This window comes from Kocuria sp. TGY1127_2 (assembly GCF_013394385.1).
Classification (GTDB): Bacteria; Actinomycetota; Actinomycetes; order Actinomycetales; family Micrococcaceae; genus Rothia.
This window is the reverse complement of record NZ_AP022834.1, coordinates 1,766,939-1,790,198: the sequence shown is the minus strand read 5'-3', so window position 1 is coordinate 1,790,198 and position 23,260 is coordinate 1,766,939. Positions and strand designations below refer to the sequence as shown.

21 protein-coding genes, 1 tRNA gene and 1 pseudogene are annotated in these 23,260 nt (G+C 60.8%); 19 read left to right on the top strand and 4 right to left on the bottom strand.

All coding sequences use genetic code 11. The features are described from left to right. Window positions 1-2 precede the first annotated feature (2 nt). From ribB to hisF, 6 genes are read left to right on the top strand one after another with little or no spacing between them, the layout of a single operon-like run. A complete protein-coding gene (gene ribB / locus sake_RS08045) occupies window positions 3-1,298 on the top strand; it encodes a 3,4-dihydroxy-2-butanone-4-phosphate synthase (protein WP_178945790.1) in 1,296 nt (431 codons plus the stop codon). Continuing rightward, a complete protein-coding gene (locus sake_RS08040; protein ID WP_129360881.1) occupies window positions 1,295-2,002 on the top strand; it encodes a GTP cyclohydrolase II in 708 nt (235 codons plus the stop codon). Before ribB ends, sake_RS08040 begins: the two co-directional genes overlap by 4 nt. Before the next feature lie 11 nt (window positions 2,003-2,013). Continuing rightward, complete coding sequence (gene ribH / locus sake_RS08035; protein WP_129360880.1) at window positions 2,014-2,490, top strand: 6,7-dimethyl-8-ribityllumazine synthase; 477 nt, start codon at window positions 2,014-2,016, stop codon at window positions 2,488-2,490. A gap of 23 nt (window positions 2,491-2,513) precedes the next feature. Further along, on the top strand, window positions 2,514-2,777 hold the full coding sequence (locus sake_RS08030; RefSeq protein WP_129659032.1) for a phosphoribosyl-ATP diphosphatase: 264 nt from the start codon (window positions 2,514-2,516) through the stop codon (window positions 2,775-2,777). A gap of 52 nt (window positions 2,778-2,829) precedes the next feature. Next, window positions 2,830-3,675 (top strand): ATP phosphoribosyltransferase, encoded by an 846-nt coding sequence (gene hisG / locus sake_RS08025; RefSeq protein WP_129360878.1) that lies wholly within the window; start codon window positions 2,830-2,832, stop codon window positions 3,673-3,675. Between the two features lie 30 nt (window positions 3,676-3,705). Then, a complete protein-coding gene (gene hisF, locus sake_RS08020) occupies window positions 3,706-4,470 on the top strand; it encodes an imidazole glycerol phosphate synthase subunit HisF (protein ID WP_178945789.1) in 765 nt (254 codons plus the stop codon). Window positions 4,471-4,486: 16 nt separating this feature from the next. Here the strand turns inward: hisF and sake_RS08015 are convergent, their stop codons facing one another. Beyond that, a complete protein-coding gene (locus sake_RS08015; protein WP_178945788.1) occupies window positions 4,487-5,167 on the bottom strand; it encodes a maleylpyruvate isomerase family mycothiol-dependent enzyme in 681 nt (226 codons plus the stop codon). 59 nt (window positions 5,168-5,226) lie between these two features. Here sake_RS08015 and hisI point away from each other — a divergent pair, with 59 nt between their 5' ends. The 11 genes from hisI (at window position 5,227) to sake_RS07960 (ending at window position 18,892) form a co-directional block, all read left to right on the top strand. Beyond that, window positions 5,227-5,613 carry a phosphoribosyl-AMP cyclohydrolase gene (gene hisI, locus sake_RS08010; protein ID WP_178946306.1) on the top strand — a complete coding sequence of 129 codons (387 nt, stop codon included), beginning with the start codon at window positions 5,227-5,229 and terminating at the stop codon, window positions 5,611-5,613. 33 nt (window positions 5,614-5,646) lie between these two features. After that, window positions 5,647-7,233, top strand: coding sequence for an anthranilate synthase component I (locus tag sake_RS08005; RefSeq protein ID WP_178945787.1), 1,587 nt, complete (start codon window positions 5,647-5,649; stop codon window positions 7,231-7,233). Beyond that, window positions 7,230-7,871: a Trp biosynthesis-associated membrane protein gene (locus tag sake_RS08000; RefSeq protein ID WP_129360873.1), complete on the top strand. Its 642-nt coding sequence runs from the start codon at window positions 7,230-7,232 to the stop codon at window positions 7,869-7,871. Before sake_RS08005 ends, sake_RS08000 begins: the two co-directional genes overlap by 4 nt. Before the next feature lie 97 nt (window positions 7,872-7,968). Further along, entirely contained in the window at window positions 7,969-8,217 is a 249-nt protein-coding gene (locus tag sake_RS07995) for an HGxxPAAW family protein (RefSeq protein WP_129360872.1), read from the top strand. Between the two features lie 114 nt (window positions 8,218-8,331). Beyond that, window positions 8,332-9,171, top strand: a complete 840-nt coding sequence (trpC, locus tag sake_RS07990; RefSeq protein ID WP_178945786.1) for an indole-3-glycerol phosphate synthase TrpC — start codon at window positions 8,332-8,334, stop codon at window positions 9,169-9,171. Further along, window positions 9,161-10,525, top strand: coding sequence for a tryptophan synthase subunit beta (gene trpB, locus sake_RS07985; protein ID WP_178945785.1), 1,365 nt, complete (start codon window positions 9,161-9,163; stop codon window positions 10,523-10,525). The genes trpC and trpB overlap by 11 nt, the downstream gene beginning before the upstream one ends. After that, on the top strand, window positions 10,522-11,382 hold the full coding sequence (trpA, locus tag sake_RS07980) for a tryptophan synthase subunit alpha (protein WP_178945784.1): 861 nt from the start codon (window positions 10,522-10,524) through the stop codon (window positions 11,380-11,382). Before trpB ends, trpA begins: the two co-directional genes overlap by 4 nt. Then, window positions 11,379-12,251 carry a prolipoprotein diacylglyceryl transferase gene (gene lgt / locus sake_RS07975; protein WP_178945783.1) on the top strand — a complete coding sequence of 291 codons (873 nt, stop codon included), beginning with the start codon at window positions 11,379-11,381 and terminating at the stop codon, window positions 12,249-12,251. The genes trpA and lgt overlap by 4 nt, the downstream gene beginning before the upstream one ends. Window positions 12,252-12,588: 337 nt before the next feature. Beyond that, window positions 12,589-12,741: a hypothetical protein gene (locus tag sake_RS07970; protein WP_165001040.1), complete on the top strand. Its 153-nt coding sequence runs from the start codon at window positions 12,589-12,591 to the stop codon at window positions 12,739-12,741. 36 nt (window positions 12,742-12,777) lie between these two features. After that, window positions 12,778-17,439 carry a glutamate synthase large subunit gene (gene gltB, locus sake_RS07965; RefSeq protein ID WP_178945782.1) on the top strand — a complete coding sequence of 1,554 codons (4,662 nt, stop codon included), beginning with the start codon at window positions 12,778-12,780 and terminating at the stop codon, window positions 17,437-17,439. Beyond that, complete coding sequence (locus sake_RS07960) at window positions 17,432-18,892, top strand: glutamate synthase subunit beta (protein WP_129360866.1); 1,461 nt, start codon at window positions 17,432-17,434, stop codon at window positions 18,890-18,892. The genes gltB and sake_RS07960 overlap by 8 nt, the downstream gene beginning before the upstream one ends. 106 nt (window positions 18,893-18,998) lie before the next feature. On the opposite strand, the gene sake_RS07955 is transcribed toward sake_RS07960, so the two are convergent. Continuing rightward, entirely contained in the window at window positions 18,999-19,535 is a 537-nt protein-coding gene (locus sake_RS07955; protein ID WP_178945781.1) for a flavodoxin domain-containing protein, read from the bottom strand. Window positions 19,536-19,903: 368 nt separating this feature from the next. On the opposite strand from sake_RS07955, the gene pyk reads away from it, so the two are divergent. Next, window positions 19,904-21,373 carry a pyruvate kinase gene (gene pyk, locus sake_RS07950; protein WP_129360864.1) on the top strand — a complete coding sequence of 490 codons (1,470 nt, stop codon included), beginning with the start codon at window positions 19,904-19,906 and terminating at the stop codon, window positions 21,371-21,373. 169 nt (window positions 21,374-21,542) lie between these two features. Then, window positions 21,543-21,624: transfer RNA gene (locus tag sake_RS07945), tRNA-Leu, on the top strand. Between the two features lie 94 nt (window positions 21,625-21,718). Here sake_RS07945 and sake_RS07940 read toward each other — a convergent pair. Together sake_RS07940 and sake_RS07935 are read right to left on the bottom strand one after the other, a co-directional pair. Further along, window positions 21,719-21,934: pseudogene (locus sake_RS07940) on the bottom strand (tyrosine-type recombinase/integrase); the annotation flags it as partial. A 429-nt stretch (window positions 21,935-22,363) separates the two neighbouring features. Then, on the bottom strand, window positions 22,364-23,023 hold the full coding sequence (locus sake_RS07935; protein WP_178945780.1) for an Ltp family lipoprotein: 660 nt from the start codon (window positions 23,021-23,023) through the stop codon (window positions 22,364-22,366). Window positions 23,024-23,260 lie beyond the last annotated feature (237 nt).

Sequence of the window (23,260 nt, the reverse complement as noted above, 5' to 3'; positions counted from 1 at the left end):
ACATGTTCACCGGAATCATCGAGACCTTGGGAACGGTTGAGAAGATCGAAACGCACAAGGATTCCGCGGTCCTTCGCGTACGTGCCGGCCGCCTCGCCTCAGATCTGTCAGAAGGGGGATCGCTGGCCGTCAACGGTGTATGCCTTACAGCTACCCGGACCGAGGCGGGAAAGGATCTCTTCGTCGCCGACGTCATCGGAGAAACACTGGTCCGTACGAATCTGGGTGCGTTACGAGAAGGATCACGCGTCAATCTGGAAAGGTGCCTTCCCGCCGATGGACGCTTCGACGGCCATATCGTCCAGGGCCACGTGGACGGGACGGGGACCATAGAGTCCATCGAGGAGCATCCCGACTGGTCGTTGATCCGCGTGACCGTGCCTCCGGCCCTGGCCCCGCAGATCGCCGAGAAAGGGTCCATCGCACTGGACGGCATCTCGCTCACGGTCACCGCCGTGAGCCGACCCGATGAGCAGCAACAGTGGTTCGAAATCGGTGTCATCCCCACGACGCTGCGCGCTACAACTTTGGGTACGAGCCAACCGGGAGACACCGTCAACCTTGAGACCGACGCCGTGGCGAAATACCTGCTGCGCGCCCACGAATTCGGGACCGCGCCGGCGGAGATCGGAACCGCATCTTCCCCCTCGTTGCTCGGCCGAACCCAGGAGACATTCGATTCGATTGATGAAGCCATCCGCGTGATTTCCAGGGGAGGTCTTGTGGTCGTCGTCGACGACGAGGACCGGGAAAACGAGGGGGACCTCATCGGCGCGGCCGCTTTGGCCGACCCAGCTCGCCTCGGATTCATGGTGCGGTATTCGTCGGGTGTTGTGTGCGCTCCGATGACGGCCCAGCGTGCCGACGCACTCGAGTTGCCGCCTATGGTGGCTCACAACGAGGATCCAAAAGCCACCGCCTACACCGTCACCTGTGATGCGGCCTACGGTGTCGAAACCGGGATCAGTGCTCAGGACCGAGCCAAAACCCTCAACGTTCTGGCCGGATCGAGCTCGTCACCCGATGACCTGACCCGGCCCGGACATATTCTGCCGCTTCGGGCGGTCGACGGTGGCGTGCGTACCAGAGCGGGCCACACCGAAGCCGCTGTGGAACTGACCCGGCTCGCCGGACTACCGGAGGTCGGGTACATTGCCGAGCTCGTTCACGATGACGGCACGATGATGCGCTTCGACGATCTGCGGGCCTTCGCCGATCGCCATGGTCTGCCGATGATCTCGATCGAGGCATTGGCCGCCAGGCTGAACCAGATGGATGCCGAAAGCGTGGAGGCATGATGGGCCAGCCTCCACATGACGATGACGACCCCGTCGACTCATCCCGTCCTGTCCTCGTACCCACACCTCACGGGAACTTCGAGATGCGGGCCTGGTCCTTTCCGGATCAGCACGAGCTGCTCAGCGCGACCGCCGTGGACGACCAGGGGCGCGCAATCGACGGAGAAAATCCGGCACCTCTTGTCAGGCTCCACTCCGAATGCCTGACCGGCGACGTCTTCGGATCTTTCCGATGCGACTGCGGTCCCCAACTCCACCAAGGCCTCGAACAGATCTCAGCCCAAGGCGGAACGCTCATTTACGTCAAAGGTCATGAAGGCCGGGGGATCGGACTCGTCAACAAGCTCAAGGCCTACGCTCTGCAGGATGAAGGCATGGACACCGTCGAGGCGAACCTGGCTTTGGGGTTCCTCGCGGATCCACGGGCCTATCGACAGGCGGCGAGTGTACTCCGGGAACTGGGGATCACGCATCTGCGTCTGATCACCAACAACCCCGCAAAAGGCGAGGCTCTTGCGGAGCTCGGGCTCACGGTTCGGTCCTTGGAAGCCGACGAGGTCCCTCCCCGGCACGAGAACGCCCGATACCTCGCGACCAAACGCGATCGGATGCACCATCGATTGGTGCTTGCTCCGACAAACCTCGAAGGGGGCGCGCCTCGAGATTCCGACGGCCTCCCCACCCAACCAACTGAAGACCTCTAAGGGGACACATCATGAGCGGAATCGGAACACCCAGCACGGCGTTCGGCCAACTTCAGACCGAAGGGCTGAAAGTCGCCGTGGTAGCCGCATCGTGGCATGAGCAGGTCATGAATGGCCTCCTGGACGGGGCCCAACGGGCCCTCCACGATGCGGGTCTCGACGAGTCGGCCACACTCGTTCGCGTACCGGGGTCCTTCGAACTGCCCGTTGCCGCGCGTCGTCTTGCGGACAAACACGATGCCGTCGTGGCGCTCGGCGTCGTGATCCGGGGAGGCACCCCTCACTTCGAGTACGTGTGCGCGGCGGCGACGGAAGGGCTGACCCAGGTCAGCGTCCAGACCGGCACACCCGTGGGCTTCGGCGTTCTGACGTGCGACGACGACGAGCAGGCTCTCGACCGCGCTGGTTTGGAGTACTCGAGCGAGGACAAGGGCTACGAAGCCACGGCCGCCGCGGTGCAGACAGCGGTAACACTCGCTCATGTGTGAGGGCTGCGGGGTACCCTGGGCAAGTGAAAACCTTTGAAGACCTGTTCTCTGAACTGACCACCAAAGCCACCGACCGGCCGACTGGCTCCAAGACCGTCGCCGAACTCGATTCCGGAATCCACGGGATCGGGAAGAAAGTGGTCGAGGAAGCCGCCGAGGTCTGGATGGCCGGCGAATACCAGACCGACGAGGAGCTCTCCGAGGAGATCTCACAGCTGATTTACCATCTTCAGGTCCTGATGATTGCCCGCGGACTCAAGCCCGAAGATATTTACAAGTACCTCTGAACCAGCATCGGACCACGGGAACGATCGTTTCCGCAAGGACTTAAGGACTTTCATGTTGCGCATAGCCGTGCCCAATAAGGGCGCTCTTTCTCAGGCCGCACAGACCATGCTCTCCGAAGCCGGATATCTCCAGCGACGAGACACTCGGGAACTAGCCATCGTCGATGACGTCAATCAGGTCGAGTTCTTCTACCTGAGGCCCCGGGATATCGCGGTCTATGTGGGGCACGGGACCCTCGATGTCGGAATCACCGGCCGGGATCTGCTTCTGGACGCGGAGGCCGATGCAGACGAGGCTCTCGGTCTCGACTTCGCTCGTTCGACCTTTCACTTCGCGGGGCCTGTGGGGCAGTTCTCGGCAATCGAACAATTGCAGGGAAAGCGGGTTGCGACAAGCTATTCCAGCCTGTTGCGCAATTACCTGGCCGAAAAGAAGATCGACGCGTCGGTCGTTCGATTGGACGGCGCGATCGAATCCTCGATCCGCCTGGGTGTCGCCGATGCCATTGCGGACGTCGTCGAGACCGGAAACACCATGCGTGCGGCGGGCCTGGAGATTTTCGGCGAACCCATCATGCGGTCAGAAGCCCTGCTCATCAAGAGGCGCGGTCTCGAAGACGCTGCGGGCTTGGAGGTCCTAGCCCGCAGGATGCGCGGCGTGCTCGTCGCCCGACAGTACGTCCTGATGGATTATGACGTGAGCGAAGAGAATCTGGCAGCGGCCACCGCGATCACCCCAGGGCTCGAAGCGCCTACGGTCTCGCCGCTGCAACGCCAGGGCTGGTACGCCGTGCGGTCAATGGTTCCCCAGCGTTCGACCAACCAACTCATGGACAGCCTCTACGAGGTCGGAGCCCGTGCCATTCTGGTGTCGCCGATTGCCGCGGCCCGGCTCTGAACGACCGATGGTCCGAGGAGGAAAAGCAATATGACTGTAGCTGTGCGTGTGATCCCGTGTCTGGACGTCGACGCCGGACGCGTGGTCAAAGGAGTGAATTTCGAAGGGCTTCGGGACGCCGGAGACCCGGTCGAGCTGGCGAAGCGTTACGACGCCGCTGGAGCCGATGAACTGACATTCCTGGATGTCACGGCGTCCTCGTCCGCACGCGAGACGACCTATGACATCGTCGCCCAGACGGCCGAGCAGGTCTTCATTCCGCTCACCGTCGGCGGAGGAGTCCGCACACCCGAAGACGTGGACCGGCTCCTGCGCGCAGGCGCGGACAAGGCCTCGATCAATACCGCCGCCATCAACAATCCTGAGGTCATCGACGCCATCGCCGAACGCTTTGGAAACCAGGTGCTGGTGCTGTCGGTCGATACCAAACGCACTGATCAAACCTCATCCGGTTTCGAAGTGACGACTCATGGCGGACGACGGTCCACGGGGATCGACGCTCTGGACTGGGCCCGCGACGCGGCCGAACGCGGGGTCGGGGAGATCTTGCTGAACTCCATCGACGCAGACGGTACCAGGGACGGATTCGACCTGGAGATGATCCGGGCGATCAGGGACGTCGTGGATGTCCCCTTGATCGCTTCGGGCGGCGCCGGCGAACCCGCGCATTTTCCGGAGGCCATACGGGCCGGGGCAGATGCGGTACTGGCCGCGTCGATCTTCCATTTCGGGCCGGACAGTGCGATTCACGAGGTCAAGAACGCGATTCGAGAGGCGGGGTTCGAGGTCCGATAACTGGGCGGGAATCTGTTCAGTATTCGACCTCGACCTCGGCGGCTTCTCGGCGGCCGAACAGATACAGAAGGATTTCAAGGGGCGTTCCCGTGATCGTGACCTGTTCGCCCGTACTCGGAGCCTTGACGACCTTTTGCACGAGCCCGCTGACCCTGGATGCCTCGGCTGGCTTTCGGAGCGTTTCCCGTCCGAAAACGGGTGAGCCCTGATCGTCGGTGCCGACGATCGTGAGGCCGTCGGGGTAGCTCTTGGAGAACATTTTTCCCTGCGAAGACAGCGTTTTCCAGATCTTTTCGTCCTCGTGATCGATCCGGGATTCGCCGCCGTTCATTTCATTCGCAGCGGGAGAGCCTCGGAGCACGTCTTCTCGATGGACCACGTACTCGACGTAATTCATTCCCTCGTCCACGGTTCCGTGCATTCGGTTGGGAGCTTTCGCCTGCGCGAATTTCTCGACCGCTTCCATGTACAGGCGACCGTCGGTCAGCTTCTCGGCAAGTTCTTCGGTCTTCCTTTCGGTTCTCGCTGCCAGCGGGGACAGAACGGCTCCTGCCGCGATGTCGGGCCGGGTCTCGCGGAGGAGCAAATGCGCCACCATGTGCTCGGTGTTCCACCCTTCGCACAGTGTGGGCTTTCCCGGACCGGTCTTTTGAAGGACTTCGACGAGTTGGTTTCTGAGATCTGTGATCGCGCTCATGTCCTCATCCTAAGACCGTCGGGTGCCAAAGGGACACCACACGGTAGAGTAAAGGCTTGATGATGACTCAGTCGCGCGCCCAGGACACGGCGCTCTCCGGAGAGATCGAAGAGCGCCTCAAATACGATGCACAAGGATTGGTTGCCGCCATTGTGCAGCAGCATGACACCGGAGAGGTCCTCATGCTTGGCTGGATGGACGCCGAAGCACTCCGTCGGAGCCTGACCAGCGGACGCGTGACTTTCTGGTCGCGGTCTCGCCAAGAATATTGGCGCAAGGGAGACACTTCCGGGCACCGCCAATACGTCAAGTCCGTGGCTCTCGACTGCGACGGAGACGCATTACTGGTGCGGGTGGACCAGATCGGGGCCGCATGCCATACCGGAACCCGCACTTGCTTCGACGGGCGTGAGCTTCCTGCGGTGGTCGGAGACGCGGAAGCCTGAGCCCTCAACACCAACTGTTGTAAGGACGCAACCATGACCAGTCAGCAACAAGAACTGCCGGGGCAGATTCGCCCCACCAGAGAGGAATTCCGTGAGCTCGCGGCTCAGCGACGCGTCGTACCGGTGAGCATCAAAGTCGTCGCCGACTCGCTGACGCCCATCGGAATCTACCGTTCGCTCGTCGCTCGGGACGGGCAGGCGAAACCTGGCACTTTTCTCCTCGAATCCGCAAATGCTGGAGCCCAGTGGTCGCGATATTCGTTCATCGGCGTATCCTCACGATCAACGCTGACCACCAAAGACGGCAAGCCATTCTGGCAGGGCACGGTGCCGGAGGGTGCGAGGACAAACGGCAGTCCGGTCGATGCCATACGTGACACGTTGGAGATGCTCCACACAGAACCCTTCGAGGATTTGCCGCCCCTGACCTCGGGTCTGGTCGGATACTTGGGCTGGGATACGGTTCGGCATTGGGAGAAACTGCCGCACCCGCCGACCGACGACCTCAACCTGCCCGAATTCGCCCTCAACCTGGTCTCCGATATGGCGATCCATGACCACAAAGACGGGTCGGTGACTTTGGTCGCCAACGCCATCAACTGGGACGGCACCTCGGAGCGGGTGGATTGGGCCTACGATGACGCCGTCTCCCGCGTCCACTCCATGCTGAAGCATCTGGCGGAGCCCTTGGGACGAACCACCGTGTCATACCTGTCGGACAACGACGCTCCAGCCAATCCGTTCGAGGAAGACATCACAGAAACGTGGAGCCGTCAGCAGTACATGAACTCGATCGTCGAGGGAAAGCACGCGATCCACGACGGCGACATCTTCCAGATCGTCATTTCTCGACGATTCGAGGCTGAGACCGATGCCCTGCCCCTCGATGTGTACCGCGTCCTGAGACAGACCAACCCATCGCCGTACATGTACCTGTACACATTCGAGGATCCGGACGGAGAACCGTATTCGATCGTGGGGTCCTCGCCGGAAGCCCTCGTGACCGTCAGCGGTGACAGGGCAACCACGCACCCAATCGCCGGATCGAGGCCGCGAGGAGACACGCATGCGCACGACGTCGCGCTCGCGGAAGAGCTCCTGGCGGACGAGAAAGAACGCTCGGAACACTTGATGCTCGTGGATCTTTCCCGCAATGATCTGTCCAAAATTGCTTCCCCGGGCACCGTGGCGGTGACACAATTCATGGAAATCGAGCGCTTCAGTCACATCATGCACATTTCTTCGACCGTTGAAGCCCGGATACGGGAGGACGCGAATGCCTACGATGTCCTGAGGGCCACCTTCCCGGCGGGCACGCTCTCCGGAGCACCCAAGCCACGGGCTATGCAATTGCTCGACGATTACGAACCTCATCGCCGAGGCGTCTACGGTGGCGTGGTGGGTTACTTCGATTTCGCCGGAAACATGGATATGGCGATCGCGATCCGCACCGCACTGCTCAAGAACGGGCGTGCGTATGTACAAGCCGGGGCCGGTATTGTGGCAGATTCCGTACCGGATACCGAGGCCGATGAAACCGTCAGCAAGGCTGCTGCTCCGTTACGAGCCGTGCTTCGAGCTCGTAACCTCATGAGCCTGGCAGAGGAGGACCGAATATGAGCGAGGATCCCGCCGAAGGGTCTAAGACCACCGCCGAGGTGGCCGGGAACACCGATGAGAACACGAAGAAGGCGGGCTCCGGACGCATCATATTGACGAGCCTCCTGGTGCCGATTCTCGCGTTCGTCACGACCCTGTTCCCATGGATCCACGCGAATGTCTCGAGTGTCCTTTCGCAGGTCAACGTGGACGTCAAAGGAACCGATGCCGCCCCAGCGGTTTCCGCGCTCGGCCTGGTCGCTCTGGCCGGCGTTGTTGCAGTCCGGATTGCGGGCAAAGTCTTGCGTGCCGTCATCTGTGCAGTCATCGCTCTGGCCGGTGCAGGCATGGCGATCGCGGCCCTGACCGCGGCGATCAACCCGCAGGACGCGGCAATGACGAAGGTCGGTGAGGCGACCGGGACCAACGGTCCCGGCGGAAGCTACGTCGTGACGGTGTGGCCGTGGCTGACCTTTGTCCTCGGAATTGCCACGGTTCTGGTCGCGGTCTGGCTCTGGTGGTCCAGCCGCCATTGGAAGACGACCTCACGTCGGTATGAGCGGGAGTCGCAACATTCGGTCCAGAAAGGTGAGAACCCTCACGCCGACGATATCGACACTTGGGATTCGCTCTCCGAAGGGGAAGATCCCACGCGGTAGCGGAGGCGAAACATCGTTTGTCCGTGCCCCGCATGGCATAGAATGACACCGTAGTGCGCGTTTGTACCGCGCTGATTGCTTCACCAAAGGAGGGCCAGTGAGCTCTGAACAACAACTCGAACTCACACCGATCGCCGTTGAGGGTCACGGCAACACGATTTCCGCATGGGCCCTGGTTGTGCTGGTCGTGGTCGGTTTGACCGTCGGTTGCGTTGCTTTTGTCGTGGGGAACACTCCGTGGGTCATCGTTGGCCTGGCCATCATCGTCGTGGGCTTCATCGTCAGCGGTGTGCTCAAGGCCGCCGGATTCGGCAAGCTCGGCTCACGGACCAAGAGCCACAAGTAAGCATTGAAGTCAGACAGCGCTCCCTGATACGTGAAATCATCAGAGGGGCGCTGTTCTCTATGATCAGCGTGGCAGCATGCCACGAAGCGCAGTAGACCGGAGATCACCGCTTTCATGACAGTTTTGGACGACATCATTGCCGGAGTCCGCGAGGACCTCGAGGAGCGCCGTCGGACGGTGAGCCTCGATGAATTGAAGGAAAAGGTTTCCTCGGTGTCCCCCGCGAGGGACGCCGTGTCGGCTTTGCGTGGTCCCGACCGAGAGACCGTCGAGATCATTGCGGAGGTCAAGCGAGCAAGCCCCTCCGCGGGAGATCTTTCCCGGATTGCAGAACCTGCCGATCTCGCGCACGAATACGAAGCAGGGGGAGCGGCCGCAATTTCTGTTCTCACCGAATCGCGGCGTTTCAAAGGATCCTTGGAGGACCTCGACGCGGTTCGCACCGAGGTTTCCATCCCGATCCTGCGCAAGGATTTCACGGTCGATCCTTACATGATCTGGGAGGCCCGTGCACATGGCGCCGACCTCGTTCTGCTTATCGTCGCCGCCCTAAGCGACGACGAATTGCGTGATTACCTGGAACTGACCCATCGCCTCGGGATGAACGCGATCGTCGAGGCCCACACCGTCGAGGAGATCGAGCGCGCGGCGGCCGTTGGGGCTCGTATCGTCGGTGTGAATGTCCGCAATCTCAAGACTCTTGAGACGGACAAACAGCATTTCGCGAACCTTGCATCCCATCTTCCGGAGGGGCCGGTCATCGTGGCCGAATCCGGTGTGGCCGAGCCGAGTGATGTGGCAACCTACGGAAGTCAGGGTGCAGAAGCCGTCCTCGTGGGCGAAGCACTGGTCAAGCATTCCGATCCCCGGGAAGCAGTCGGCGAGTTCAAGAACCAGGGACGCAAAGCACGCGCCGCTTACCTGGGAGAAAAGGAAGCAGAACATGGCGAATAACCCAGCATCGGAACAGGACCGAGACCTAGCCGAGACCTTCTTGGAGGCCCCTCACGGCTCGTTGAAGAACGCGAGCGGGCCCTATTTCGGACAGTTCGGGGGCCAGTGGATGCCTGAGTCGCTGATCCGCGCAGTGGACGAGCTCGAGGACACCTTCGAAAAGGCCAAAGCGGATCCCGACTTCCTCGATGAGTTCCAGCGGTTGTCCCGGGAATACTCGAACCGGCCTTCCCTGCTGACCGAAGCTGAACGGCTGAGCGAGCGCGCCGGAGTTCGTATCTTTCTCAAGCGCGAGGACCTGAACCATACCGGTTCGCACAAGATCAACAACGTATTGGGCCAGGCCCTGTTGGCCAAGAAGATGGGCAAGACCCGTCTGATTGCCGAAACCGGGGCAGGCCAGCACGGGGTTGCCACGGCCACCGCGGCGGCGTATTTCGGCATGGAATGCGTGGTCTACATGGGCGAGGTCGACACCAACCGGCAAGCGCTCAACGTGGCCCGCATGCAGCTGCTCGGGGCCAAGGTCATCGCGGTGCAGAATGGGTCGCGGACCTTGAAGGACGCGATCAATGAGGCATTGCGGGACTGGGTTGCCAACGTCGAGGACACCCATTACCTCCTCGGTACGGCCGCCGGTGCGCATCCTTTCCCGGCAATGGTTCGGTATTTCCACGACGCCATCGGTACGGAAGCACGTCAACAGCTTCTCGAGAGGACCGGCCGTCTCCCTGACGCGGTTGCCGCCTGCGTGGGTGGCGGATCCAACGCCATCGGGATGTTTCACGCCTTTTTGGATGACGAGTCGGTTGAGTTGTACGGTCTGGAGCCGGGTGGAGACGGTCTGGACACAGACCGTCACGCCGCCACGATCAACTTGGGTCGGCCTGGGGTCCTGCACGGTGCGCGCACGTACCTCATGCAGGACGACGATGGCCAAACCATCGAGTCCCATTCGATCTCGGCGGGACTCGACTACCCGGGAGTCGGACCCGAACACGCGTACCTTTCGGAGATCGGGCGCGCCTCGTATCAAGCCGTGACCGATACCGAGGCCATGGATGCCTTGCGCACGCTGTGCGAGACGGAGGGCATCATTCCGGCCATCGAGTCCGCCCACGCCCTGGCGGGAGCTCTGCGCCTGGCCGGACAGTGGAAGCAGGAAGATCCGGAAGGGGCCCGCGAGAAGATCATCGCCGTATGCCTTTCCGGCCGCGGGGACAAGGACATGGATACTGCGGTCGAATGGTTCGGACTCGGCAAAGCCATCCCAAGTTCAGAAGTCAACGCCGCCAGCCTCAGGAGCCAGGAATCCGGCAACGGTCAGGATGAGGCCGCGGAGGAGCAGAAATGACCACAACATCTCCCAAGAACCCGAACCGGTACAGCGCTGGGACGAAGACCTTTCCGCTGCCCAATCCTGGCTCGAAGGTACGCGCACGCATCCAGGCTTGCCGGGCAGAAGGTCGTCCGGCGCTCATCGGTTATCTTCCGGTCGGATATCCGACGGTTGAGGATTCGATTCAAGCCGGGATTGAGTTGGGGCGCAACGGGGCCGACATCATCGAATTGGGAATACCCTATTCGGACCCGGTGATGGATGGGCCGGTGATCCAGGATGCAACGGCTGTGGCCCTGAGCAATGGCTTCAAGGTCAACGACGTCTTCCGCGCCGTCCAGGAGATTACGGAGCAGACGGACGCGGTCGTGGTCGTGATGACGTATTGGAATCCGGTCATGCGCAAAGGCGTCAACGAATTCGCTCGCAAGCTGGCCGAAGCAGGTGGCGCCGGCATCATTACACCGGACCTCGTACCGGATGAGGCGGGGGAATGGTTCGAAGCCAGCGAGACCCACGGACTGGACCGGATATTCCTGGCCGCGCCCTCGTCGTCGGCCGAAAGATTGGACATGATCGCCCACGCATCCAGCGGGTTCGTCTACGCTGTCTCCGTTATGGGAGTGACGGGCGCAAGGTCCTCGGTTTCGGACGTTGCCGAACAATTGGTGTCCGATATCCGTACGGCCGGGGCTGAAAACGTGTGCGTCGGGTTGGGAGTTTCCCGACGCGAGCACGTCGAAGAGATCGGAAAGTACGCCGACGGAGTCATCGTGGGGACAGCCCTGGTGCGTGCCTTGGGCACTGGCGGTCCAGCGGCCGTCGGAACCCTGACTCGCGAATTGGCCGGCAGCGGCGACACGTCCGTATGAGTCTCGTGACGCCGATCGCTTCCCTCCCTTCACCGACCTGGTCGGGATTCCACCTTGGGCCTTTGACCATTCATGCGTACGCGCTGTGCATCTTGCTAGGCATCGTGATTTGCCTGTGGCTGACGTCCAAACGATGGCAGTCCATGGGGGAGGACCCCGAGAGGATCTGGGACATCGCGATTTGGGCCATACCGTTCGGCCTGGTCGGAGCGCGCATGTATCACGTTCTCGTCACTGCCCCCGGTGACTATTTCGGCCCCGGCAGAAATCCTGTGGATGCCCTCAAGATCTGGGAGGGCGGAATCGGAATTATGGGGGCCGTAACCGTCGGCGGCCTTGGAGCGTGGATCGCGTGCCGAAGGATGGGGCTTTCACTGGCCAAATTCGCCGACGCCGCGGCACCGGGCATCCTCATCGCTCAAGGCATCGGGCGCTGGGGCAATTGGTTCAACCAAGAGCTGTTCGGGAAGCCGACCACGCTGCCGTGGGGCCTCGAAATCAACCCGATGAGCCATAACTTCCCGACCCAGTATGCGCCGGGGACGTTATTCCACCCGACTTTCCTGTACGAATCGCTGTGGGACATCATCGGTGGATTGGTCTTACTGTGGCTCTCCCAACGGATTCTTCGCACGCGCGGGCAGGTCTTTTGGGTGTACGTCATGTACTACGGAATAGGCCGCTTCTTGATCGAACTGTTCCTGCGGATCGATGAATCCGATGTGTTCCTGGGCCTGCGCATTCACGTGTGGACCTCCGGATTCCTGGTGGTGCTTGCACTCGTGATGCTCGCGGTCGTATCCCTACGACGGAGGCGGCGAACTGGGGAGATCAGCCCGTCGGAAGAATCCGACGCGCTGACACCGTAAGTGAAACGTGGCCGCGTGCGGCTGAGTCCGCGAGCCGTGAGCATCCTTCAAGGGGAACCCGTTTTCTCGTGTTCGCGACCAGAAACTGAGTCGAATTTTCCCCGTAACACATTCCAAACTGTGGATATCTATGACGCCGCCCACCCTCGTCGTGGTAATTTTGCGAGACAACACATAGGCAAGTCGTAGTCCCTGCCCCTGCATCACGGGCAGGAACTTTTATCGAACCGGCGCCAACACACCGAGAACGCCGGTATTGTCTCGTGATTGCTGCAATGAAGCGGCCACCGTTGAATCGTTGGGCGATGCCCCAGGTGAAGCGCTCGTTGCGGACACGATGAGCACCTTTCTTTTCCTTGACGGTGCCATAGCTATACCCAAATGCTTGGCCCGTTTCCTTCAGGAACCGATTCTTCGAGCCGCTGATCGTGGTTCCGCGTATTCCGCTGCGCGAGCCCAGGAACTCAAGAGGGCCGAGGCCCAATCCTGAGTTCACGGACTGACACGAGGAGGAGAGGCTTCAAGTATGACTGGCTTCGAGATGACCCGTTCCGTCAAGGAACACGGCCACGCGCGCTCACCGTTCACCACGTTCGCGGATATCCCCGAGAAACAGGGGCTTTACGACCCGGACTTCGAAAAGGACGCTTGCGGCCTGGCGATGATTGCGAGCCTGACCGGCGACGCGACCCACGATGTCGTAGACAAGGCACTGACGGCCTTGCGCTCGCTTGAGCACCGCGGAGCCGTCGGCGCGGACGAAGGCACGGGAGACGGGGCCGGGCTTCTGACCCAGGTGCCCGATGAATTCTTCCGGCAGAACGTAGACTTCTCCCTGCCCGAGTCCGGTAAATACGCGGTCGGAACGGCATTTTTGCCAACCCATGGCGTGAATGCCGATGACCTGCAGGAAGCCTTGGCTGAAATGGCAGAGGGCGAAGGGCTGCAGGTGCTCGGTTGGCGTGTCGTTCCCGTCGACGAAACCGTCGTCGGAGCTTCGGCACGCGCCGTCATGCCGTATTTTGTGCAGATGTTCGTCTCCGAGGCGGTCACGGAAGAGACTGCGGAAGCCTTCACGGGGCACATTCCGCTCGTCGACCTGGACCCCGAGCAGGAACGTCGCCAGCTGGATCAAAAGGCTTTCCGCGTGCGGAAACGCTCCCAGCACAAATTGGGGATCTATTTCCCGTCGTTTTCGACACGGACCATCACGTACAAAGGCATGCTGACGACCGCCCAGCTCGAGCCGTTCTACCCGGACCTTTCTGATCCGCTGTTCAGGACTCGTCTCGCGATCGTACATTCGCGTTTCTCGACGAATACGTTCCCGTCATGGCCGTTGGCACAGCCATTCCGGGCGATTGCGCACAACGGCGAAATCAATACGGTCAAGGGAAATCGCAACTGGATGCGGGCACGGCAGTCTCAACTCAAGTCCCCAGTACTGGGGCGGCATCCGGAAGAGCTGTTTCCGATTTGTTCTGTGGGAGCTTCGGATTCGCAGTCCTTCGACGAGGTCGTTGAACTCCTGATGCTTTCGGGCCGTTCGATGCCTGAAGCGATCATGATGATGATCCCGGAAGCCTGGGAGAATCACGAGACGATGGATGAGGACCGGCGCGCCTTCTATCGGTACCACGCGACACTCATGGAACCGTGGGACGGTCCTGCCGCAGTAACCTTCACGGATGGCGACCTGGTTGGTTCGGTACTGGACCGGAACGGACTGCGCCCGGGCAGATACTGGGAGACCGACGACGGTCTGGTCATCTTCGCTTCCGAGGTGGGTGTCGTGGACCTGGGAGACACCAAAATCGTGTCCAAGGGCCGCGTTTCGCCCGGGACCATGTTCTTGGTGGACACCAAGCAGGGACGAATCGTTCCTGACCAGGAGGTCAAGGACGATATCGCCAAGCGCAATCCGTGGAAGGAGTGGGCACAGCAGAATATCTTCACGCTGGATGACCTTCCGGAACGTGAGCACCGCAATCCCTCGGCGCAATCGATCTTGGTGCGTCAGCAGATTTTCGGCTACACCCACGAGGAGCTCAAGTCCCTTCTGGGACCTATGGCCGCCAAGGGAGCCGAGCCAATCTACGCTATGGGCACGGACACGCCGATTGCGGTCCTCGCGAAGCGGCCGCGGCTGCTCTTCGACTACTTCATCCAGTCCTTCGCACAGGTCACGAATCCACCTTTGGACTCTATCCGCGAAGAACTCGTGACGTCGCTGCGGAGCTCGCTGGGCCCTAACGGCAATTTGCTGCGCAACGACTACGTTCGGACACGGCAGCTCGAACTTGACTTCCCGGTGATCGACAACGATCAGTTGGACAAGATCATGCACATTGAGGACGAGGACGGTATGTCCACGGCCCTGAAGGTGCGTGGGCTATACAATCCGGCCGGGGGAGCGGCGTCGTTGCGGTCCCGACTGTCCGAAATCTGCGAGAAGGTCTCGGCCGCCGTCAACCGCGGTGTCGAGTACGTGATCTTGTCGGATCGCAATGCGAACGCCAATTGGGCACCGATCCCGTCGCTCCTTCTGACCGCGGCAGTTCACCATCACTTGTTGCGCTCTGCCACACGCACCAAGGTCGGCCTGGTCGTGGAGGCCGGCGACGTGCGCGAGGTCCACCATGTCGCGGCGCTCGTAGGCTTTGGCGCTTCCGCCGTGAACCCGTACTTGGCCATGGAATCCGTTGAGCAACTGGTCCGCACGGGAGATCTGAAGGACGTGAGTGCCGAACAGGCGACGCGCAATCTCATCAAAGCCTTGGGCAAGGGATTGCAGAAGATCATGTCCAAAATGGGTATTTCGACCGTGAGTTCGTACTGCGGCGCCCAGACTTTCGAAGCTCTCGGGCTTTCGCAGGCGCTCGTGGACGAATACTTCACAGGCACGCATTCCCAAATGGGCGGGGTCGGCTTGAGCGTCATTTCGGATGAGGTCAAGTCCAGGCACGATCGCGCTTACCCTCAGGATGGGGTCAAGGTTCCGTATCGTGACCTGGAGACCGGGGGAGAATACGACTGGCGTCGTGACGGAGCGCCACACCTGTTCAACCCGCACACGGTATTCAGGCTTCAGCACGCGACCAAGACTCGCCGCTATGACGTCTTCAAGTCCTACACCAAGCTCGTGGACGACCAGTCCAGGGACCTGATGACTCTGCGCGGACTCCTCGACTTCAACGGGCGTCGCCACCCGGTGCCGCTCGAAGAAGTCGAATCCGTCAGCTCCATCGTGAAGAGGTTCTCGACCGGTGCAATGTCCTACGGTTCGATCTCCCAAGAGGCCCATGAGACCCTCGCGATCGCGATGAATCGACTGGGCGCCAAATCCAACACCGGTGAGGGCGGCGAGGACCTGGAGAGGCTGCTCGACCCTGAGCGACGCTCCGCGATCAAGCAGGTGGCTTCGGGGCGTTTCGGCGTGACGAGCCTGTACCTGACCCACGCCAAGGACATCCAGATCAAAATGGCTCAGGGCGCGAAGCCTGGAGAAGGCGGGCAGCTTATGTCCGCCAAGGTCTACCCGTGGGTTGCGCGGACCCGCCACGCAACACCGGGTGTTTCCCTCATTTCTCCGCCTCCGCACCATGACATCTATTCGATCGAGGACCTCGCGCAGCTGATCTATGACCTCAAGCGCGCGAATCCCGAGGCGCGGGTGCACGTCAAGCTGGTCTCCGAAATCGGTATCGGGACGGTCGCCAGCGGCGTGACCAAGGCAAAGGCCGACGTCGTACTGGTTTCCGGTCACGACGGCGGCACGGGAGCGGCCCCCATGAACTCCCTCAAGCACGCCGGCGCTCCCTGGGAGCTCGGTCTGGCAGAGACGCAACAGACACTGCTGCTCAACGGTTTGAGGGATCGAGTCGTGGTTCAGGCCGACGGCCAGATGAAGACCGGGCGCGACGTCGTCGTGGCCGCTCTTCTCGGAGCCGAGGAATACGGCTTCGCTACCGCGCCGTTGGTCGTCGAGGGGTGCATCATGATGCGCAAGTGCCACCTGGACACATGTCCAGTGGGGGTTGCGACGCAGAATCCGAAGCTTCGGGAGCGGTTCCAAGGCAAGGCTGAGCACGTCGTCAACTTCTTCGAATTCATTGCCGAGGAAGTGAGGGAATACCTTGCCGAACTGGGGTTCCGGAGCCTTGACGAAGCCATTGGCCATGCCGAAGTCCTGGACACTCGCAAGGCCGTTGCGCATTGGAAGGCCGAGGGGCTGGACCTTCGGCACATCCTGCGTTCGACGGCGGATGAATACGGCAACCAGGGCATTCGCAATATGCGTCCTCAGGATCACGAGCTCGGGAAGCATATGGACAATGAGCTCATCCGTCTTTCCGAGGCGGCCTTGACCGAACGTACACCGGTATCCATTGATCATTCGATCATCAACACCGACCGTGCGGTAGGCACGATGCTCGGCAACACGGTGACCAAAACCTTTGGGCCTGACTTCCTGGACCATGACACCATCACGGTTAATTTGCACGGGCAAGCGGGACAATCGTTGGGCGCGTTCTTACCGCAAGGCATCACCCTGAGGCTGACCGGGGACGCGAACGATTACACGGGCAAGGGTCTCTCTGGCGGACGCGTCATTGTCCGGCCCGAGGCCGATGCCCTCTTCAACGCCCAAGACAACGTCATCGCCGGAAACGTGATCGGCTACGGCGCGACGAGCGGTGAGCTGTTCTTGCGCGGACAAGTGGGAGAAAGATTCCTCGTGAGAAATTCGGGCGCAACCGCTGTTGCTGAAGGAATCGGCGATCACGGGTGCGAGTACATGACCGGCGGCGTGGCTCTGATCATCGGACAGACTGGCCGTAACTTTGGTGCGGGAATGTCCGGTGGCGTCGCGTACGTGCTGGACCTGGACCTTGCCGACGTGAACAGAGCGGCTCGGGAATCGGGCGAACTGACGTTTTCCGGTTTGGACGAGGACGACGAAAAGCTCGTGACCCAACTTCTCGAAAAGCACTACGCCGAGACAGGATCCGAGGTGGCACATACGATGCTCGCGGATCCGGAAGGTTCCATGGCACGCCTGACGCGTGTGATGCCGCGCGATTTTGCGGCCGTTCAGGTGATCCGGTCACGGGCCGAAGCAGAGGGCAACGATCCGGATGGAGATCCGGTCTGGCAAGAGATTCTGGAGGTGACCGCGCATGGCTGATCCCCGCGGCTTTCTGAAGTACGAACAACGTGTGGACCGCCCCAAGCGGCCGGTTCCGGTACGCATCATGGACTGGAAAGAAGTCCAGGTTGAACAGGACTCGGCCACGCTGAAACAGCAGGCGTCCCGTTGCATGGACTGCGGCGTTCCGTTCTGTCATCAAGGTTGCCCGCTGGGCAACCTGATTCCCGAGTGGAATGACCTCATGTGGCAGGGACGGACCGCAGAGGCGGTTCAGCGGATGCACGCGACCAACAACTTCCCGGAGTTCACGGGCAGGGTCTGCCCGGCTCCGTGTGAGTCCTCGTGCGTGTTGGGCATCAACCAGCCGGCCGTGACGATCAAACAGATCGAGTACACGATCGGCGAGAAAGCTTTCGATGAGGGGCTCATCGAGCCTCACCTGCCGGAGCGGCTCGTGGACAAGACGGTAGCCGTGGTCGGTTCCGGGCCTGCGGGGCTCGCCGCAGCGCAGCAATTGACCCAAGCCGGTTATACCGTGGCCGTCTACGAACGGGAAGACCGTATTGGGGGACTGCTCCGTTACGGGATCCCAGATTTCAAGATGGAGAAGTCCGTCCTGGACCGTCGATTGGATGTGATGCGCGCCGAGGGTACTCGCTTTCGCGCGGGCGTCGAGATCGGCAGGGACATCCCGTGGGACCAATTGCGGCGTCGGTATGATGCCGTCGTGGTGGCAACGGGGGCGACCAAACCACGGGATCTGCCGATTCCCGGACGCGATCTCGACGGTGTTCATTTCGCGATGGAGTACCTTGTACAGTCCAACCGGGTCGGGGCCGGCGATGAAGTTCCGGACCAGATCAACGCCGAAGGAAAGCACGTGGTGATCCTGGGCGGCGGCGATACGGGTGCGGACTGTATCGGTACCGCGAATCGGCAGAAGGCCGCCTCGGTGACGACATTGGCCATTGGTAAGAAGCCGCCGGAGGAACGTGCTGGGCACGAGCCGTGGCCGATGTTCCCGAACCTCTTCGAGGTCGCGAGTTCGCACGAGGAAGGCGGCGAACGCAACTACCTCGCCTCGACCATTGAATTCGTGGGCGAGAATGGCCGGGTCACCGGCATCAAAGTTGCTGAAACCGAGTACAAGGACGACGGGAAGCGGGGGCCAAAGGAAGGCACCGAGCGGATCATTCCGGCCGACCTCGTCTTCCTGGCCCTTGGTTTCACGGGGCAGGATTCTGAGGCGATCGCCGAGCAGGCCGGAGCCGAAATGGATCCTCGTTCCAATGTGGCACGAGACGATGAGTACATGACCAACGTCCCGGGCATCTTCTCGTGCGGGGATGCCGGTCGGGGCCAGTCGTTGGTGGTATGGGCCATTGCCGAGGGCAGGGCATGCGCCGCGTCGGTCGAACGTCATCTGGTCGGCAGCACGCTGTTGCCGGAACCGGTGGCTCCGACCGACCGTCCGATCGATCTGTTGTAGCGAAACCCTGGCCCAGATGCAGGGAGGCCCCGAACCCACGCCGTGGGTTCGGGGCCGTCCTCTATGATCCGGTCCGGTGATTTGCACCGGGCCGTGGAAAGACGAGTCAGAGTGCCTTGACGGCGTCGACGAAGGGGGCGATGGCAGAGCGGTCGCGGTAGTCGGCCGATCCGCCGTAGCACTCGACCATTTGGCGGTCGGTCTCCGTCTTATTGGGTTTGGACTTGAGGAAGGTCTTGACACCCATCATGGCGGTCTTGTGCGAGCGGGAAAGCACCGAATAGTCCATACCCCCACGGAAATGCGCGGTCGGGGCACCTGGCCGATAAGCGTCTCCCAGATTTTTGGCAAGCACCCCGTCGAGCTTCTCTTTCGGTTGGGAGACATCCCCTGAGAACGACACGGTGAAGTACGCCAGCTTTTTGTCGCGTAGGTATTCCGCGAAATCGTGGACACGGTCCGCAGCCGTGAGCTTTCCGGCATAGTCACTGGCTCCGATGATCACGGTGTCCGCTGCGTCGACGGCGGAAGGGGTAGCCTGGTCCAGAGCCATTGCGCGCCCACCGGTGTCTTCGGCAATCCAGTCGGCGTAGGAGCGAGTGTATCCGTAGTGCGATCCGTAGAGCACAAGGGTCGTGGTCATGAATTCTCCTGTATCTGCGCCTGTGTCAGACGTATATCGCCCCTGCGAAGGCTCCTGGCCCATGCAGTGGAGCTAAATAATGCTCCTTCAAGACTAACTTTTCGGACGTGGATCGGCGTATCGAAACGCGTGTCCAAGTGTGTGGGACAGTGTGGGATTTTTGGGTTCGGTGGGTCGCCCACCCCGTGGCGGCCTGAAGCAGTAGGCTCCGGGCTCCTTACTCTATTTTGCCTTGAATATCCAGGGGTTGCGAGCGTCGGACGTGATCTGGGTCTACTTTGTGGGGCAGGGCGAGTAAACGGGACTTGAGCGAGTCACGAACCGAGCCTTACTGTTCATGTGGCTTTAAGAGAACTACAGTTAACGGCATGAGACGCGCAAAAATCGTATGTACCTTAGGACCCGCCCTTTCCAGTTACGACAAAGTCTCGGAGGCCATCTCCGCAGGACTCAACGTCGCCCGCTTGAACATGAGCCACGGCGACCACGACGTCCACACCCAGAACTATGACAACGTGCGCCGCGCCGCGGACACTCTCGGAAAGAACGTTGCGATCCTGGCCGATATCCAGGGACCGAAGATTCGCCTGGAGAGCTTCGCAGACGGGCCAGTGGATCTGGCCCAGGGTGACACGTTCAAGATCACTATTGAGGACGTTCCCGGCAACCAAGAGATGTGCGGAACGACCTACAAGGGTCTTCCGGGCGACGTTCGCCCCGGCGACGCCCTGCTGATCGACGACGGCAAGGTTCGTCTCGAAGCGACGCAGGTTGACGCGACGACCGTGACCACTCGTGTCGTGGTCGGCGGCACCGTCTCGGATCACAAAGGCATCAACCTCCCGGGTGTTGCCGTGTCGGTCCCGGCACTGACGGAGAAGGACGAGCGGGACCTCCGCTGGGCGCTGAACACCGGCGTCGACATCATCGCGTTGTCCTTCGTCCGGTCGGGCGACGACATTGTGCGCGTGCACGAGATCATGGAAGAAGAAGGCCTGCACCTGCCGGTCATCGCCAAGATCGAGAAACCGCAGGCGGTGGAGAACCTTCAGGACATCGTCGACAAATTCGACGGCATCATGGTGGCCCGTGGCGATCTCGGCGTCGAGTACCCGCTCGAAGAGGTCCCGCTCGTGCAGAAGCGCGCAATTACGTTGGCCCGCCGTTGGGCCAAGCCGGTCATCGTGGCGACCCAGGTTCTCGAGTCGATGATCAGCAACCCGATGCCGACTCGCGCCGAGGCTTCGGATTGCGCCAACGCTATTCTCGATGGCGCCGACGCTGTGATGCTCTCGGGTGAGACCTCAGTGGGCAAGTACCCGATCATTACGATCCAGACGATGGCCCGTATCGTCGAGTCAACTGAGCAACACGGTATGGACCGTGTGCCCGCGCTTGGTTCGAGCCCGCGCACCCGTGGCGGCGCCGTGACTCTGGCGGCCGTTAACATCGCGGACCAGCTGAACGTCAACTACATCTGTACATTCACTCAATCGGGAGATTCGGCTCGTCGTTTGTGCCGGCTCCGACCCTCCAAGCCGGTTTTGGCCTTCACCCCGGATCCCAAGGTCCGTGCGTTCATGGCGCTTTTCTGGGGCGTGGATGCGGCGCTGCAGGAAGAGTACAGCGATACGGACAGTATGACGGAAGCCGTGGACCGGTATCTTCTGAACCGCAATTTGGTCAAGAAGGACGAATTGCTCGTGTTGACCGCCGGTTCGCCTCTGGGAGTCGCCGGCTCGACGAACATGGTCAAGGTCCACAGGGTCGGGGATGTCGATGACGACGGCACCCGCACCCCGGAGAGCCGCGAAAAGTTGGGCCCGTACCAGCACTAAGCGCTCAACGCCTTCGATGACTTGCGCGACGGCGGGGCGGGAGATCTCTTCTCCTTCCCCGCCATCTCATCCGCGTTGCGTCACCGTGAACCGGCGATTTCACGTTGAGGGCCTGATTGTGTAAAGTAATCGTGGTTCGAAGGTGACTATGAGGGTCGCCCCGACGAATGCCCAAGTGGCGGAATTGGCAGACGCGCCGCACTCAAAATGCGGTTCCTCACGGAGTGTGGGTTCAAGTCCCACCTTGGGCACTTCCCTTTATTTATGCGGACCTTGTGCGGTACAAACAGTACTACACAAGGTCCGCTTCTTTCGTTTCAGTTAGTCACGCAGTTAGTCACGCGGTTACATCCCGAGCGCTCGATCCATCGCCTCGGCCGCCACCTGCGACAGCTCCGGCACCACATGCGAGTACGTATTCATCGTCAATTGAATCGTCGAATGCCCGAGAACCTCCAACACCACATGGGCCGGGACGCCCTGCACCAACATCACCGTCGTCGCCGTATGGCTCGTGTCATGCAACCGGTATGGGGGCGGCTCTGCGAGTTCGAGGATCTTCTCCCACTCCCTTTGGCCGGGATCGTGCGAAACCGTACATCGTCAGGGCTGACCCGATTTTCGGTGTCCTCAACAGACTTCCCAACATGCGTGATCGACCCAACATCGACTCGGTAGACTGCTCGTCACGGTGACAACATCGAGTCCTCAAGAGGCCCTGGCGTGAGCGAGCTGGTCAGGACGCTATATGGGCGAAACCACCCCAACAGAGTTTGATAGACACTGCATCGACTTACACGCTGCGAGCGTTGTCGTCCGGTTCAAGGACGGAGACGTCCAGGCAAGAATTGAAGAGTTTCTGCCGGCAACTGAGCTCAACCTGGATCGAGCTGCTTCAGGGCAGACCGTTGCTGAGCTTGTCTAACGCCTGAATATTGAAGACCCCCACTCACCTTCATTGGTGGGTGGGGGTCTTTGTGTTGAACGTGCCTATTGGTCGAGGTGCTGTACGGCGTAGTCTGCTTCCTCCTGCGTGAACTTCTCGCCATACTCCGAAGTCAGCTGATCGCGGACCGCTTCAGGCGACATGTTCTGCTGAGTTTGGTAGTCCTTGGCCTTTGCCAGTGCGTTGGCATTCCAGTCTGCATTCATGTTGTCGATGGCATACTGTGCGGCTTCCGGGGAGAACTTCTCACCGTACTCTGAGGTCAACTGATCGTAGATGCCTTGCTTCGACATGTGCATCATCTTTGAGTAAGTTTCCCCCTTTTTCAGTGCCGACTTGTATTCCTTCGGAACTGATGAGCCGGAATTGTCCGACGGAGTCGATTCCTCACTCGGTGTGCTGGCTTCGCTGGTCGCCTGGGGGGCTTCTGCTTCATCAGTGGCAGTGGACTGCGCTTGTGTCTCAGAGGATGAGGCAGCGGACTGGGAGCTGGAGGTCTTGTTGCCGGAATCGCTCGAGTTGTTGCCTGCTATTGCGGAGATTATTGCCCCAATGATCGCGATAACCACGATGAGTCCGAGGCAGCCGAGGCAACCAAATAGACCCTTGCGCTTCTTCTTCGGCGGTTGGTAGTTGCCGTTTTGTCCTTGCCATTGCTGGTTGGGGGACTGGTTGCTCTGAGGCTCGTTGGGGTAGGTTCCCACTTGGTGTCTCCTAGGTGTAGAGGGATAATAATCTGAGTATAAGCAGTGTGCCGAGTAAATGGAGACTGTATGCCTTTTGAGGCGACGGCGACCGAAAGCCTCTGCCGGTTCGACGACGGTCGCAGCGGGCGACGCGGTGCGATGTTGACTCCGGAACCACACGGAATTGAGGCGCAGCAAACCGCGTGAGTGGACATGTGTGGCACAGAAAATATGGCCTGGATTCAGGCGCTTGTA